This is a genomic window from Streptomyces sp. DI166 (assembly GCF_900091315.1).
Taxonomy (GTDB): domain Bacteria; phylum Actinomycetota; class Actinomycetes; order Streptomycetales; family Streptomycetaceae; genus Streptomyces; species Streptomyces fuscus.
Map to the genome: position 1 here is coordinate 1 of NZ_FLSP01000058.1, position 14661 is coordinate 14661.

General features: G+C 70.5%; 15 protein-coding genes. All 15 read right to left on the reverse strand.

Features of this window, described 5'->3' with window-relative positions; translation table 11 throughout:
• Nucleotides 1–1425 (reverse strand): cytochrome P450 (locus GA0115233_RS25375; protein ID WP_176711934.1); only part of this gene is annotated, 1425 nt, incomplete at its 3' end.
• A 68-nt stretch (nt 1426–1493) separates the two neighbouring features.
• Nucleotides 1494–2114: a GTP-binding protein gene (locus GA0115233_RS25380; RefSeq protein WP_093722612.1), complete on the reverse strand. Its 621-nt coding sequence runs from the start codon at nt 2112–2114 to the stop codon at nt 1494–1496.
• Complete coding sequence (locus tag GA0115233_RS25385) at nt 2095–2490, reverse strand: DUF742 domain-containing protein (RefSeq protein WP_093722613.1); 396 nt, start codon at nt 2488–2490, stop codon at nt 2095–2097. Before GA0115233_RS25385 ends, GA0115233_RS25380 begins: the two co-directional genes overlap by 20 nt.
• Nucleotides 2487–2894: a roadblock/LC7 domain-containing protein gene (locus GA0115233_RS25390; RefSeq protein WP_015661667.1), complete on the reverse strand. Its 408-nt coding sequence runs from the start codon at nt 2892–2894 to the stop codon at nt 2487–2489. The genes GA0115233_RS25385 and GA0115233_RS25390 overlap by 4 nt, the downstream gene beginning before the upstream one ends.
• Entirely contained in the window at nt 2891–4504 is a 1614-nt protein-coding gene (locus tag GA0115233_RS25395) for a sensor histidine kinase (RefSeq protein ID WP_093722614.1), read from the reverse strand. Before GA0115233_RS25395 ends, GA0115233_RS25390 begins: the two co-directional genes overlap by 4 nt.
• 386 nt (nt 4505–4890) lie before the next feature.
• Nucleotides 4891–7746, reverse strand: a complete 2856-nt coding sequence (locus GA0115233_RS25400) for a DEAD/DEAH box helicase (protein WP_093722615.1) — start codon at nt 7744–7746, stop codon at nt 4891–4893.
• Nucleotides 7747–7786: 40 nt separating this feature from the next.
• Nucleotides 7787–8677 (reverse strand): diacylglycerol kinase, encoded by an 891-nt coding sequence (locus tag GA0115233_RS25405; RefSeq protein ID WP_093722616.1) that lies wholly within the window; start codon nt 8675–8677, stop codon nt 7787–7789.
• A gap of 31 nt (nt 8678–8708) precedes the next feature.
• The gene (tatC, locus tag GA0115233_RS25410; protein WP_093722617.1) at nt 8709–9656 is read right to left on the reverse strand and encodes a twin-arginine translocase subunit TatC; all 948 of its coding nucleotides are present in this window, start codon (nt 9654–9656) and stop codon (nt 8709–8711) included.
• Between the two features lie 47 nt (nt 9657–9703).
• Complete coding sequence (gene tatA / locus GA0115233_RS25415) at nt 9704–9988, reverse strand: Sec-independent protein translocase subunit TatA (RefSeq protein WP_093722618.1); 285 nt, start codon at nt 9986–9988, stop codon at nt 9704–9706.
• A 262-nt stretch (nt 9989–10250) separates the two neighbouring features.
• Nucleotides 10251–10445: a hypothetical protein gene (locus GA0115233_RS25420; RefSeq protein WP_093722619.1), complete on the reverse strand. Its 195-nt coding sequence runs from the start codon at nt 10443–10445 to the stop codon at nt 10251–10253.
• Nucleotides 10446–10455: 10 nt separating this feature from the next.
• Nucleotides 10456–10716 carry a hypothetical protein gene (locus GA0115233_RS25425; protein ID WP_093722620.1) on the reverse strand — a complete coding sequence of 87 codons (261 nt, stop codon included), beginning with the start codon at nt 10714–10716 and terminating at the stop codon, nt 10456–10458.
• 189 nt (nt 10717–10905) lie between these two features.
• A complete protein-coding gene (locus GA0115233_RS25430) occupies nt 10906–11913 on the reverse strand; it encodes a helix-turn-helix transcriptional regulator (RefSeq protein WP_093722621.1) in 1008 nt (335 codons plus the stop codon).
• An 18-nt stretch (nt 11914–11931) separates the two neighbouring features.
• A complete protein-coding gene (locus GA0115233_RS25435; RefSeq protein ID WP_093722622.1) occupies nt 11932–12909 on the reverse strand; it encodes a helix-turn-helix transcriptional regulator in 978 nt (325 codons plus the stop codon).
• Nucleotides 12910–13100: 191 nt separating this feature from the next.
• On the reverse strand, nt 13101–13472 hold the full coding sequence (locus tag GA0115233_RS25440) for an FKBP-type peptidyl-prolyl cis-trans isomerase (RefSeq protein WP_093722623.1): 372 nt from the start codon (nt 13470–13472) through the stop codon (nt 13101–13103).
• A 61-nt stretch (nt 13473–13533) separates the two neighbouring features.
• Entirely contained in the window at nt 13534–14532 is a 999-nt protein-coding gene (locus GA0115233_RS25445; protein ID WP_093722624.1) for an FKBP-type peptidyl-prolyl cis-trans isomerase, read from the reverse strand.
• Nucleotides 14533–14661 lie beyond the last annotated feature (129 nt).

Below are 14661 nucleotides of genomic sequence, written 5' to 3' on the forward strand. Positions count from 1 at the left end.
CGGCTGCGCCTGCGGGGCCGCGGCGGGCACCGGGTGGGGCTGCGGCTGCGCGGGCTGCGGGGCCGGGGTCCGCGGGGCCGAGGTGACGTGCCAGGAGGGGCGCTGGGTCGGCACCATGTTCAGTCCGGGCTTGACGGTCACGTCCTGCGTCGGCTTCGGCTCGAAGCGGACCGGGAGCGCCACCAGGTGCCGGGAGGCGATGGACTGACGCCAGGACAGGTCCTCCTCGGCGCAGTCGAGCCGGACGTCCGGCAGCCGTGCCAGCAGCGCGTCCACACCGACGTCGGCGATGCCACGCGCGATGTCCTGGCCGGGGCACTCGTGCGGGCCGCCGCCGAAGGCGAGGTGCGAACGGTTGCCCTGCATGTTCGCGGACAGGTCCGGCCGCACCCGCGGGTCGACATTGCCGGGCGCGATCCCGAACAGCAGGCCGTCGCCCTTGCGGATGCGCTTGCCGCCCAGCTCGGTGTCCTGCTTGGCGTAGTAGGCGAAGACGGTGCTGAACGGCGGTTCGTCCCACAGGGACTGCTCCACCGCCTCCGGCACCGTCATCTGGCCGCCCTTGAGCTGGGCGCGGAACCGCGGGTCGGTGAGGACCATGCGCAGCACGTTGGCGATCAGGTTGGCGGTCGCCTCGTAGGCCGCCATCAGCACCAACCACAGGTGCTTGGTGACCTCGTCGTCGGTGAGCCGGGCCGGGTGGGCCATGAGCTGGCTGGTGAAGTCGTCCCCCGGCTCGGCCCGCCGGCGCTCGGTGAGCCGCTGCAGGGCGCCCATCACATAGCCGTGGCTGGCGATGGCGGTCTCCGAGCCGCGCAGCATGTCCCGGGTGGCCTGCACCATCCGGTCGTTGTACTCCTCGGGCATGCCGAGGATCTCGCACATCACCGCCATCGGCAGGTGCTCGGCGAACTGGCCGACCAGATCGGCCCGGCCCTGCTCGCAGAACTGGTTGACCAGGCGCTGCGTGGAGCGGTTGATGTAGCGGCGGATACCGCGGTGGTCGATGGTGGACATGGCGCCGGTGACCGCGCCGCGCAGCCTGAGGTGCTCGTCGCCCTCGGCGTAGGAGCAGATCGGTTCCCAGGCGATGTGCGGCATCAGCGGGTGGTCGGGCTTGACCATGCCCTCCAGCAAGGGGGTCCAGATACGGCTGTCCCGGCAGAACTGCGAGGGGCTGCGCACCATGTGCATGTTCTCGGCGTGGCCGAGCACCACCCACATCGGCACGTCGTCGTGGAGCAGCACCGGCGCCACCGGTCCGTGCTCGTCGCGCAGTTCCTCGTACAGCTCCTCCAGGTCCTCCGCCTCCGGGCCGTAGAGGCGGCGCAGTCCTCCCGGCCCGGAGCCGTGGGCGGGGCAGCCCGGCGGTGGCCCCGAGCGCGGGTCGTCCGTGCCGGTCAGGGAGTGGGATTCAGGCGTCACGTGGTCGCTCCGAAGTGGATCCGGGGTCGGGGGAGTTCGGTCGGATACGTCGGTCGGGTGAGCGTCGGTCAGGTGAGCGCGCCGGTCATGGCGAGCGAGTGCAGGAAGCGCATCAGGGTCATCAGGGTGTCCCGGCTGGAGGCGCGGCGGCGGGCGTCGCACTCCACGATGGGGATCTCCGGTGCCAGGTCGAGCGCCTGACGCAGCTCCTCGACCGGGTAACGGGGCGCGTCCGGGAAGGAGTTGACGGCGACCACGAAGGGCACCCCGCGCTCCTCCAGCCGCCCTATGACGTCGAAGCTGACCTCCAGCCGGCGGGTGTCGATCAGCACCACCGCGCCGAGCGCCCCCTCGAACAGGCCGTTCCACAGGAACCAGAAGCGCTCCTGGCCGGGGGTGCCGAAGAGGTAGAGCACCAGCTTCTCGGTGATGCTGATCCGGCCGAAGTCCATGGCCACGGTGGTGGCGGTCTTGGTGTCGGAACCGAAGTTGTCGTCGATCCCGATGCCCGCCTGGGTCATGGTCTCCTCGGTGGTCAGCGGTTTGATCTCGCTGACCGAGCCGACCATGGTCGTCTTGCCGACCCCGAAACCGCCCACGATGACGATCTTCACCGCGGCCTGGACGGTCTGCGGCAGCCGGTCCTCGGTGCGTGGTCCGGGGATGGTGTCAGAGTTTTTGAAGTCCATGCATCACCGCTTCGAGGAGGGAACGGTCGGCGACCGACTGCCGCACCAGCGGCTTGTGCGCCTCGACCAGTTCGTCCGCCAGCATCTGGGTGAGCACGACCGTCACCACGCTGAACGGGAGACTGAGATATGCGGACAGCTCGGCCACGGACAGCGGGGCCGTGCAGAGCCGGAGCAGCGCCGTCTGCTCGGGCGTGGCGGAGGGCGGGGGGTCGGCGCGCGCCACGATTAAGGTGACCAGGTCGAGGTTGGCCCGGTCCCCGCCGTCTCCGCCGACCACGAACATCCGCTCGGGGTTCCTGCGCTCGCCCACCGCGGCCGGCTCGGGGGCGGGCGGCTGGCTGGGGTACCGCCTCTGGCGTTGCGGAGGAGTCATACGGTCTGCCCGTTGCGCCGGGGCGGACTGGTCAGGTGCGGCCCGATCCGGTCCACCAGGTCCCGCATGCGGTTGCTCATCAGGCCGGGCTCGGCGAACGTGTCGGACAGCACCGCGAGATAGGCGTTGGGCCCGGCGGCCATCAGATAGAAGTAGCCGCGGTTGATCTCGATGATGACCAGCTTCATCTTGCCGTCGCTGTCCGGGATCTCGTGCGCGACGGCTCCGGCCAGGCTCTGCAGTCCGGCGCAGGCGGCCGCGACGCGGTCGGCGGCGTCGGGGTCGCCGCCGTGCCGGGCGATGCGCAGACCGTCGGCGGACAGCACGACGATCATCTCGATGCCTGGTACGCCGTCGGCCAGATCCTTGAGCATCCAGTCGAAGTTGGCTCGCTGCTGGATCACTTGAGGTCCCCCTCGTCATCGGCCGGGGCGTGGGCCGGTTCGTTGGTCGGCTGGCGGAATGCGTTGGGATCGGGGTCGCGCTTGAGGCCCTCCCAGAAGGCCTCCACCCACAGCCCGGGCGGGGTGTCGTCCTCGGGCGCGGGCTCGGGGTCGGGCTTGACGGTGCCCCACAGGGGCTGCTCGCCGCGCGCGATGCGCTCCTGGTCCTCGCGTTCGTGCTTGGCCTGCTGGGCGATGCGCTCGCTGAGCGGGGTCTTGACGCGGCTTCGGCGCTGCGGCAGGCCGTTGGCGGTCCACTCGGTGACGACCGGGACGTCGTCCTCCAGGGAGAGGTTCGCCGGGATCTTGGGGTTGGTGGGGCGGCGCTTCTTCGGCTTGCGCTTGGGGCCCTCGACGCCGCCGAGTTCGGGCAGCGGGGCGGCCGCGGCGCCGATGCCGTGGGCGTAGCCGGGCGCGGGGTCACTGGTGATCATCTCGCGCGGCACGATCAGCACCGCGCGGACCCCGCCGTACGCCGAGGTGCGCAGGCTGACCTGCATGTCGAAGGCGGTGCACAGACGGCCCACGACGGCGAGGCCCAGGCGCGGGGTGTCGCCGAGTTCCTGCAGGTCGATACCGGCCTTGGCGGCCTCCAGCATGCCCTCGACCTTGGCGCGGGCCTCCTCGCTGAGGCTGACGCCGGCGTCCTCGATCTCGATGGCGACGCCGGTCTGCACCTCGGTGGCGGTGACGTGCACCTTGGTCTGCGGCGGCGAGTAGCGGGTGGCGTTGTCGAGGAGTTCGGCGGCGGCGTGGATGACCGGCTCGACGGAGATACCGCGGATGTTGACCTTGGCGATGTTGTCCAGCGAGATGCGCCGGTACTCCAGGATGCGCGACATGGCGCCGCGCAGCACGCTGTAGAGCGCGACGGGCTCGGGCCACTGGCGGCCCGGCCGGCCACCGCCGAGCACGGCGATGGAGTCGGCGAGCCGGCCGATCAGCGCGGTGCCGTGGTCGATGCGCAACAGGTCGTCGAAGACCTCGGGGTTGCGGCCGTGGTCCTCCTCCATTTCGAGGAGTTCCTTGTTCTGCTGGTGGACGATGGCCTGCACCCGGCGGGCGATGTTGACGAAGGAGCGCTGGGCGGAGTCCCGCAGCGCCTCTTCCTCGTCGATGATCAGGAGCACGCGCTCGATCAACGCCAGCTCGGGCGCCTTGAGTTCGCGGTAGTCCGGGTTGAGCTCGCCGAGGTGGCGAATCACCTCCGCGGGGGAATTGCCGCGGTGCATGTAATCGATCGCGACGGGCACGATCTCCCTGGCGAGCCGGTCCATCTCGTAGTCGTGGGAGGCGACCCGCCGCTCCAGATACGCGGTGTGACGGGCGTGCTCCTCACGGGCGCTGCGCAGGGCACGGCCGCGGCGGACGACCTGGGAGGCCGTCGCGATCACCAGAACCGTGGCGACGGCGCCGCACCAGCCGACGGCGGCCCGCACCGGCCCCGAGACCAGCGCGGCGGCGGCTCCGGTCGCCGCGGCCATCAGTATGGCGGGGGGCAACAGCACGCGCGCATAGGGAAGTTCGCGGCGCTGGGGCTGGGAGGCGGGAGGAGGTTGAACACTCACCATGTGGGCCCTCTGAAAGGAATCGGCTGGGAGTCGGGGGGACTTGCAGGGGGGTACGTCATGGAACGTTCTGGGTCTTCGGGAGGTTTTGGAACAAGCGCACGAATACGCCTCAACTCGGTGCGTCGCGGGCGAGCTTAGTCCGACCGGATCATCGCCGTGTCATATTCAGCAAGCACCTGAAATCCCACCTGGGACAGGAGTACCCTCGTCTCCATTTGCACGCTGAGGAATCATTCGCACACTCCGTGTCACGGGGTACGCACGTGCGAGAACACTCACCGTGACGAGTGAGGAAACCACCCCCGGAAACGACGTCGGGGCCCCGCGTGGAATTCACCCACGCGGAACCCCGCATCACTCTCCGGCGGTTCAGCCGGTACGGCGCATCAGCCCACCGACGAGTAGGCCACTACTCCCCGCAGCAACTGGTCGACCGCCTTGCGGGCCGCCTTCGCCACCGTCGAGCCCTCCCGCGCGGGCGCCGCCGCCGAGATCTGCCCGAGCACGTCGATGACCTGCTTGCACCAGCGCACGAAGTCACCGGCCGGCATGTCCGCCTCGCGCAGCACCTCGTCCAGGCCCTTGCCGGAGGCCCACATGTACGCCGCCCAGGCGAAGCCCAGATCGGGCTCGCGCTGGCCCACGCCCTCGGTCTGGTTGATCCGGAAGTCCTCCTCCAGGGCGTCCAGCCGCCCCCAGATCCGGACCATCTCACCGAGCGCCGCCTTGGCCTTGCCGCTCGGCAGCTTCGGCGCCATCGCGTCGTCGCCGACCCGCGCCTCGTACACCAACGCCGAGACGCACGCGGCGAGTTCGGCGGGCCCGAGGCCCTCCCAGACACCGGCCCGCAGGCATTCGCTGGCCAGCAGGTCCAGTTCGCCGTAGAGCCGCGCGAGCCGCTTGCCGTGCTCGGTGACCTCGTCGGCGCGTAGGTAGTCCAGCTCGGTCAGCAGCGCCACGATCCGGTCGAAGGTGCGCGCGATGGTGTTCGTGCGGCCCTCGATACGCCGCTCCAGCTGCGAGGTGTCGCGCAGCAGCCGGTGGTAGCGCTCGGCCCAACGGGCGTGGTCCTCGCGGTCGTTGCAGCCGTGGCACGGGTGCGCGCGGATCGCGGTGCGCAGCCGGGCGATCTCCCGGTCGTCGGCGGCCTGCGAGCGCTTCTTGCGGGCCCGCTCCGGCGGGATGTGCCCGGCCTTGGTGCGCAGCGCGGAGGCGAGGTCCCGACGGGACTGCGGGGAGCGCGGGTTGAAGGACTTCGGGATGCGCATCCGCTCCAGCGCCTCCACCGGCACCGGGAAGTCCATCGAGGCGAGCCGCTTGACCTGCCGCTCGGCGGTGAGCACCAGCGGGCGCGGCCCGTCGTGGTGGTCGAAGCCGCGGTGCCCGTTGGACCGGCCCGCGGGCAGCCCGGGGTCCAGCACCAGCGCGAGACCGGCGTACTTGCCGGTCGGCACATGGATGACATCGCCCGGCTTGAGCTTCTCCAGCGCGACCGCGGCCTCCGCGCGCCGCTGGGCGGCGCCCTGGCGGGCCAGCTCGGTCTCCCGGTCCTTCAGCTCGCGGCGCAGCCGCGCGTACTCCTCGAAGTCGCCGAGGTGGCAGGTCATGGAGGCCTTGTAGCCTTCGAGCCCCTCCTCGTTGCGCTGCACCTGCCGGGAGATCCCGACGACCGACTTGTCGGCCTGGAACTGCGCGAAGGAGGTCTCCAGCAGCTCGCGCGAGCGGTGCCGCCCGAACTGCTCGACCAGGTTGACCGCCATGTTGTACGACGGCTTGAAGCTGGAGCGCAGCGGATACGTACGTGTGCCGGCGAGGCCCGCGAGGTGCTCCGGGCTCATCCCCCGCTGCCACAGCACCACCGCGTGGCCCTCGACGTCGATGCCGCGCCGCCCCGCGCGTCCGGTGAGCTGGGTGTACTCGCCCGGGGTGATGTCGGCGTGCTGCTCGCCGTTCCACTTGACGAGCTTCTCCAGCACCACCGAGCGGGCGGGCATGTTGATGCCGAGCGCGAGGGTCTCGGTGGCGAACACGGCCTTGACCAGGCCGCGTACGAAGAGTTCCTCGACGACCTCCTTGAACGTCGGCAGCATGCCCGCGTGATGGGCGGCGATACCGCGCTCCAGGCCCTCCAGCCACTCGTAGTACCCGAGGACGTGCAGGTCCTCGGTGGGGATGGAGGCGGTGCGCTCCTCCACCAGGGAACGCACCTTGTGCCGCGCCTCGTCGTCGTTGAGCCGCAGTCCGGCGTACAGGCACTGCTGCACGGCGGCCTCGCAGGCGGCGCGGCTGAAGATGAAGGTGATGGCGGGCAGCAGGCCCTCGGCGTCGAGCCGTTCGATGACTTCGGGGCGGCCCGGCGTCCACACCCGCGAGCGCTGTCTGCGCTCGCGCTCCCGGTCGGCCTCGCGCATGGCGCGCCCGCGTCTGCGGTCCTGGTACGAGGGCCGGGTGGCCTCCATCCGCGCCAGCCGCGTCAAGTCGGGGTTGACGGCCTTCCTGTGCCCCTCGCCCTCCTCGAACAGGTCGTACATCCGCCGTCCGGCCAGCACGTGCTGGAACAGCGGCACGGGGCGGTGCTCGGAGACGATCACCTCGGTGTCGCCGCGTACGGTGTCCAGCCAGTCGCCGAACTCCTCGGCGTTGGACACGGTGGCCGACAGGGACACCAGGGTCACCGACTCGGGGAGGTGGATGATCACTTCCTCCCACACGGCGCCGCGGAAGCGGTCGGAGAGGTAGTGCACCTCGTCCATGACCACATAGCCCAGGCCGAGGAGGGTCTGCGAGCCCGCGTACAGCATGTTCCGCAGCACCTCGGTGGTCATCACGACCACCGGGGCGTCGGAGTTGACGCTGTTGTCGCCGGTGAGCAGGCCGACCTTGGACGTGCCGTAACGGCGGCACAGGTCGTTGTACTTCTGGTTCGACAGCGCCTTGATGGGCGTCGTGTAGAAGCACTTCTTGCCCTGCTGGAGGGCGAGGTGGACGGCGAACTCGCCCACGATCGTCTTGCCGGAGCCGGTGGGGGCGGCCACCAGCACGCCCTTGCCCGCTTCGAGCGCCGTGCAGGCCGCGATCTGGAAGGGATCGAGGCCGAAGTCGTACATCTCGCGGAAGGAGGCGAGCGCGGTGGCCTGCTCGGCAGCCCGTGCCCGGGCAGCCGCATAGCGCTCGGCCGGTGAGAGGTCCTCTGTCATCGTGCTTTCGAGCGTACCGGGCCCCACTGACAACAGGACGATCATTATCCGGATCCAGGTCCCGTTAACCCTGGATCCGCGCAGCTCACGGGCCTACTACGCGTACCGCTCCGGGCACACAGCGTGCGGTCAGGGGCAGCGCGCCCAGCCGCTCGCCGTCGGCGTAGCCGGTGATGTTCTCGGCGGCGATCTCCACCTGCGCGGCCCGCACCACGGTGACCTTGGGGTGGCCGACGTGCCCGCCCTTGTAGACGCTCGGGAACACCCTGAGCAGGGTGGCGCGGGAGCAGTCCCCGACGATCGTGATGTCGAACAGTCCGTCGGTGGGGTCGGCGCCTGGACAGATCCGCATCCCGCCTCCGTACGAGGAGCCGTTGCCGACCGCGACCAGCGTGGCCTCGACCTCACGGACCTCGCCGCCGTCGAGGGTGATGCGGTACGGGAAGGGCCGGAAGGCGGCCAGTTCGGCGAGCATCGCGAGGTCGTACTTCAGACGGCCCGTGGGCCAGCGCATACGGTTGCCGCGGTCGTTGACACGGGAGTCGAAGCCGGAGGCGAGGACGGTGCCGAACCAGCGGTCGCCGACCTGTCCGAGGTCGATGTCGCGGATCCGGGCGCCCTTGAGGGCGTCGGCGATCATCCGCCCCGCGGCGGCCGGATCCCGCACCGGCAGACCCAGGGCCCGCGCGAAGTCGTTGCCGGTACCGACGGCCACCAGTCCCAACGGGGTACGCGTTCCCGCCACCGCCTGGAGGGCGAGGTTCGCCATGCCGTCCCCGCCGACGGCGACCAGGGCCCCGGTGCCGTCCGCGACGGCGGCCCGCGCGCGTACCAGGGCGTCCCCGGCGTCCTCACCGATGACGGTCCGCACACTGAACCCGGCCGCCCGCAACGCGGAAGCGGCCGGCTGCGCCGCACCGGCGCCCCGGCCGCGACCCGCGGTGGGGTTGACGAAAAGAGTGATCTCGCTGCTCACGGCACAGACCCTACGAGCTGCCCACCCCTGCTCAGGTCACGTCGTCATAACCGTTGACCCGGTCCGTGGACGTCTGCTCGGGCAGGGCACGGCTGGCGGAGACCGCCTCGACCTCGCCGATGTCGTCGGGGGTGAGATCCAGCTCGGAGGCCTCGTCGTCGGCGGGACCCATGGCGTCGCGGCGGGCGCGGCGCCGGTCGTTGACGAGGGCGATGCCTGTGGCCGCGAAGTAGAGGACCCAGATCGGACCGGCCAGCGCCAGCATGGAGATGGGGTCGGTGCTGGGCGTGGCGATCGCCGCGAAGAGCGTGATGCCCAGGATCATGCCGCGCCACCAGCCGGCCATCCGCTTGCCGGTGATCACGCCGCCGAAGTTCAGCATCACCAGCAGCAGCGGCAGCTCGAAGGAGAGGCCGAAGACGACGATCATCCGCATGATCAGCTGGAGGAGGTCATCGAGGGGCAGCTGGTTGTCGCTGCCGATGATCGAGAACTCCAGCATGACGGAGGCCATCTTGGGCAGCGACCAGTAGGCGAAGTAGGCGCCCGTGAGGAACAGGGGGAAGCCCGCGCCCACAAAGGCGAGGCTGTACTTCTTCTCGCTCCGGTGCAGACCCGGCGCCACGAAGGCCCAGAGCTGGTACAGCCAGAACGGCGAGGCCAGCACCACACCCGAGGCCAGCGAGACGGTGAGCGCCAGCGTGAACGGGCTCAGCAGACCGTTCTGCACGATCCGCGCGCACTGGGTCTCACTGGTGTTCTTCGCCAGCTCCGCGAAGCTGTAGTCGCATCCCACCGCCTCAAGGATGGGATCCGTGAAGAACTGGATGATGTCCTTGTAGAAGAAGGCAGCGATGATCGTCGTGATGACGATCGCCAGCAGACTCTTGACGAGCCGGTTGCGGAGCTCGCGGAGGTGTTCCGCAAGGGGCATCCGCCCCTCGGGATCCTTCTCCTGCTTGCGGGCAGACTTCAGCAACCCACGTTCCCATCTCGTGCGGCGGGCCGGAGGTCACCGGCCCTGCGTCAGCGCTTGGTCGTGTCCGTCGGCTCGTTGACCGGGCGCGAGCTCGTCACGTCGCCGGGCGCGGCCTGGATGATGCGCTGGGCCGGGGGCTGCTCGTCGTTGTTGGGCGGGTCGGCGGGGGCGGTGGTCTTGCCGTCGTCCTTCATCGCCTTCGCCTCGCTCTTGAGGATCCGGGCGGACTTGCCGAGCGACCGAGCCATGTCCGGAAGCTTCTTCGCGCCGAACAGCAGGATGATGACGACGAGGATGAGAATGATCTCGGGAGCTCCGAGCCTTCCGAACATAAGTCTTTACCTTCTCACCGAGGCGGCTTGGGTGGGGGTGCTGTCCGACCGGTCGGACATGCGTCCGAACGAACGCGCTGACAGCGATCGTAACGCTCAGGGGTGAACGAGAAGCAATCCCCGTGCGTACTCCCAGTCCGCGGCCTGGGCCTCGTTATCCGGGCCGCGACCAGCAGCGTACCTGCCACGGGCGCCTCGATGACAGGGCGAAGCGGCCCAAAACGCTCGTCACGCAGGACTCACACCCGCTTCTCAGCATCGCTCACAGCGAGTCCACGGCCCGCGCCGTGCTCACCGCCGCCCGCTCCAGATCCTCCGCGGCCCGGTTGATGCGCCGCGCGGACTCCGCGACCTGCCTGCCCAGACGCTGCGCCTCCAGGAACACCCGCACCGCGAGCACCCCGAGAACGGCAAGACCCAGGAACCCCACAGCTACCGCGAACATCGGCCAGAACATGACGCCGAGCCTAGAGGGTCGAGTGCAGCCGCAGGGTGCGCACCCCGCCGCCGGTGAGCAGCTCCACGATCCGCTCCCCGGCCGGCTTGCGCACCGCAGCCCCGCACTCCGGGCAGGTGAAGGAGTAGAACGTGGTCCGGCTGCTGGCGCCGATGGCCAGCCGCAACGCGCTCGCCGCGAGTTCGAACCGGCCCCGGCAGTCCGGGCAGCCCGCCCGGAACACGACCGGGGAGACCCGTCTCATCCCCGCGAACGCGGACGCCACCGACATCCCGACCGACCCCGCTTCACTCAAAGCCCCGCACTCCCTCGTTCTTGGTCGATCGCCTACGGGCGCCGTGTGCCCGTTCGCCGACCGTGACCGTGCCCGGCCCCTCGGGCCCGCACGCGCTCGCGCTCCGCGAACCGGCGCCCCTGGGCTCACTCCCGGGTCCACGCCATTCGGTCCCGCCCCCGCGGCTCACGCCCCGTCGGCGTCCCGCGCCTCGATCCCGTCGTACGCCGCGAGCGCCTCACGGGCCGCCCGGCGGGCGCTCTCGGCCAGCTCGGGCGGCGCGACGATACGGCCGTCGCGGCCGAGCCGGAGCGCGAGCCGCCGCAGCGACGCCGGGTCCGGCGTCCGCAGAGTGATACGCAGCCCGCCGTCGGGAAGCTCATCCGCACTGTCGTGCGGGTAGTACTCCGCCACCCAGCGCCCGCCGGGACCGACCTCGATGATCACCTCGGGGTCCTCGGCGGCGGGCTGCACCAGCCCCTCGGACAGGTCCCGCAGCTCGATCTCGGGCGGCGCGGCCGGCTCGTCGAGGATCCTGATCTCGGCCACCCGGTCCAGCCGGAAGGTGCGGCGCGCCTCGGAGCGGCGGCACCACGCCTCGACATAGGTGTGGCCGACGCTGACCAGCCGGATGGGATCGATCTCGCGTTCGGTGACCTCGTCGCGGGCCGGGGAGTAGTAGCGGATCCACAGCCGGCGCCGCTCGGAGATCGCCCGGTCGACATCGGCGAAGACGCCGCCCTCCGATTCGAAGGTCACCGACAGCCGGGAGCTGGCCCCGGCCGCCTCACCGGCCGCGGCCTCCACCTTGGCGGTGGCCCGCAGCAGGGCCTGCCGGTCGCTCTCGCGCAGTCCGGGCAGGGTGGACACCGCGCGGGCGGCCACCAGCAGCGCCGTGGCCTCGTCGGAGGCCAGCCGCAGCGGCTCGGCCGCCTCCGCGGCCAGCGCGGCCGGGTTGTGCCACCAGATCCGCTCCCCGTCGGTGTCGATGTCGAGGAGGTCGCCGCCGCGGAAGCTGGTGCCGCACATGGGCAGCACATCGAGGTCCGAGACCAGCTCGTCCTCGGTGACGCCGAAGGCGCGCGCGACGTCCTCGATCCGGGCGCCGGGGCGCTCCCGGAGGTAGGTCACCAGGGAGAGCATCCGCCGGGTCTGGTCGATGGCGTTCGCGGGCCTGACCGGTTTGCCTGCCACTGTTCCGTCCGCTCCCCCTCAGCCCTTGGCCACGGCACGCAGCCGGTCCATCACATCGGCCCGCAGCTCGGCGGGCTCCAGCACCACCACGTCCGGCCCGAACTCCACCAGCCAGGCGTCCAGGCCGTGGCCGTACGGAATCTCCAACTCGTCCCAGCCGTCACCGAGTTCCCGGACCCGGGTGGCCTTCGCCCGCAAGGGGTACCCGGCGTCCGAGCGCAGCCGGATCAGCGCGGAGCGGTCGGCGGTCTCCCCCGCCCAGCCCGCGACGGTCTCCCGCACGGTGACGACATCGGGCACCGGAGCGGTGAACTTCCCGCCGCGGGAGCGGACCTTGCCGGTGATCCGGGAGAGCCTGAAGACCCGCTCGGCGCCCCGGTCGCGGTCGAAGCCCGCCAGGTACCAGTGGCCGCGCCAGCACTCCAGCGCCCACGGCTCGACATGCCGCGGCTCGGGGTGCGCGGCGGTGGCCTTGCGGTAGTCGAAGACGACGGGGCGGCGGTCCCGGCAGGCCAGCATCAGCGGCTCGAACGCGGCCTCGTGGACGGGGATGCGCGGCTCCAGCGCGCCGTGCGCCTCGTAGGGGTCGACCTCCTCGGGCAGCCCGGCCGCGCGCAGCTTCTGCAGGGCGCCGCTGGCGGCACCGGCGAGCCGGGCCTGCTGCCAGACCTTGGCGGCCAGCCCGAGCGCGGCGGCCTCCTCGGCGTCCAGGGTGATCGGGGGCAGCCGGTTGCTGTCACGGCGGGCCAGGTAGCCGACCTCGCCGTCCAGGCTCTCCACGGTCTCGATGACCAGGCCCAGCTCGCGCAGGTCGTCCTTGTCCCGCTCGAACATGCGGTTGAAGGAGTCGTCGCTCCCCGTCGACCCGTTGCCCGGTCCGAAGGCCTCGACGTACGCCTCGATGGAGTCACGCAGCTCGCGCTTGCTCAGCGGCCGCCGCGTCCCGAGCAGACACAGCGCCAGATTCATGAGCCGCTCGGCCTTGGCAATGGCCATCGACGCCCTTCGCCTTCCCTATGGTGCTTACGACCGATGACCGTACCGCCCCCGGGTCGCGCGGCAAAAGCCGAGGGCCCATGCCCGGACAGGCATGGGCCCCAGGTGATCGAGTCCGGTCGTACGACGATCAGACCCCAAGTGATCAGTCGCCGAACGGTCGGAACGGCGCGTGATCGGACACGCGGTGGTCAGACGCCGAGGAGGTCCACGACGAAGATCAGCGTCTCGCCCGGCTGGATCGCCGGCGTCGGGCTCTGGTTGCCGTAGGCGAGGTGGGCGGGGATGGTCAGCTGGCGGCGGCCGCCGACCTTCATGCCCTGCACGCCCTGGTCCCAGCCCTTGATGACACGGCCGGCGCCCAGCGGGAAGCGGAACGGGGTGCCGCGGTTCCAGCTGGCGTCGAACTCCTCGCCGGTGCTGAAGGCGACACCGACGTAGTGCACCGTGACGGTCTGGCCCGCCTGGGCCACCTCGCCGTCGCCCTCCCAGATGTCCTTGATCTCCAGCTCCGCCGGCGGCTCGCCGCCCGGGAAGTCGATCTCGGGCTTGTCGATGCTCACGTGTTCAGCTCCATGCTTGTGGTGGAAAGGCAACGATCACAGTCTCGCATCCCGCGCGGGGTCACATCTTCGCCAGGATGTCGACCGAGAAGACCAGCGTGGAGTCCTTCTTGATCTCGCTGCCCTGCGGGGGATTGTCGCCGTAGCCGAGCTTCGGCGGGATGACGATGAGCACCCGGCTGCCCACCTTCTTGCCGGTCAAACCCTGCGCCCAGCCCTTGACGACCTGCGTCAGCCCGAACGAGGCGAGCTGCTTGTTGGCGTACGTGGAGTCGAACTCCTTGCCGCCGTCCCACAGCACGCCCTTGTACTGCACCAGCACGCTGTCCTGGGCGCCGACCTCCGGGCCGTCACCCTCCAGGATGTAGTTCGCCACCAGCTTCGTCGGCGCGTCGGTGTCCGGCACCTCGATGGACGGCGCCTTGCCGTCGGTGTTGGTACCGACCTTCGGCAGGTTCGCGTCGTCCTGGGGGGTCTCGGTGCCCTTGGCGGAGCTCTTGGTGTTGAACGTGCCCTGCACATCCACCACGAACACCAGCGTGTCGGTGCCCTTGATGCCCGCCTGGCTGTTGCCCTCGGTGCCGTAGCCCCAGGTCGGAGGGACGGCCATCAGCACGCGGCTGCCGACCTTCTTGCCCGGCAGGGCGTAGCGCCAGCCGTCGATGATGCTGCCCTGCGCGAGCTGGATGACCAGCGGCGTCTTGCGGTCGTAGGAGTTGTCGAAGACCTTCGCCGTGGCCCAGATCTGCCCCAGGTAGTTGGCCTGGATGTAGTCGTTCTCCGCGATGGTGGCGCCGTTGCCCGCGATCACCGTCTGCACCGCGAGATCCTTCGACGGCTCCCCGTCGCCCTTGGCCACGGTCGGCTTCTCGTCGAACTTCACACCCGCGGTGATCTTGGGCAGCGGCCCGTCCACGATCTTCGGCGACGGCGCCGCCTCGGGGGCCGAGGGCGACGGGGTTTCGGCGGACTCGGCCGAATCGCTTCCGTCGTCGTCGCCGCACGCGGCGAGCGTGGCCAGTCCGGCGGGTACGGCAATGAGCAGTGAGCGTCGGCGCACGGTGGGGGCCTCGTAATCAATCGATCTTGTCTGATGGCGTGCGCGCAACTCTACGGCGTGAGAAGAGCGCCGTACGGTAAACGTACGGCGCCCGTGTTGCGTTCCGGGGCCCGTGGGCCGGAACTCGAC

Excerpts from the sequence above, each read along its gene's own strand:
- tatA (WP_093722618.1), bottom strand. The coding sequence starts at position 9,988 with ATGTTCGGAAGGCTCGGAGCTCCCGAGATCATTCTCATCCTCGTCGTC.
- GA0115233_RS25380 (WP_093722612.1), bottom strand. The coding sequence starts at position 2,114 with ATGGACTTCAAAAACTCTGACACCATCCCCGGACCACGCACCGAGGAC.
- GA0115233_RS25425 (WP_093722620.1), bottom strand. The coding sequence starts at position 10,716 with ATGTCGGTGGCGTCCGCGTTCGCGGGGATGAGACGGGTCTCCCCGGTC.
- GA0115233_RS25435 (WP_093722622.1), bottom strand. The coding sequence starts at position 12,909 with ATGGCCATTGCCAAGGCCGAGCGGCTCATGAATCTGGCGCTGTGTCTG.
- GA0115233_RS25395 (WP_093722614.1), bottom strand. The coding sequence starts at position 4,504 with ATGGTGAGTGTTCAACCTCCTCCCGCCTCCCAGCCCCAGCGCCGCGAA.
- GA0115233_RS25385 (WP_093722613.1), bottom strand. The coding sequence starts at position 2,490 with ATGACTCCTCCGCAACGCCAGAGGCGGTACCCCAGCCAGCCGCCCGCC.
- GA0115233_RS25420 (WP_093722619.1), bottom strand. The coding sequence starts at position 10,445 with ATGTTCTGGCCGATGTTCGCGGTAGCTGTGGGGTTCCTGGGTCTTGCC.
- GA0115233_RS25400 (WP_093722615.1), bottom strand. The coding sequence starts at position 7,746 with ATGATCGTCCTGTTGTCAGTGGGGCCCGGTACGCTCGAAAGCACGATG.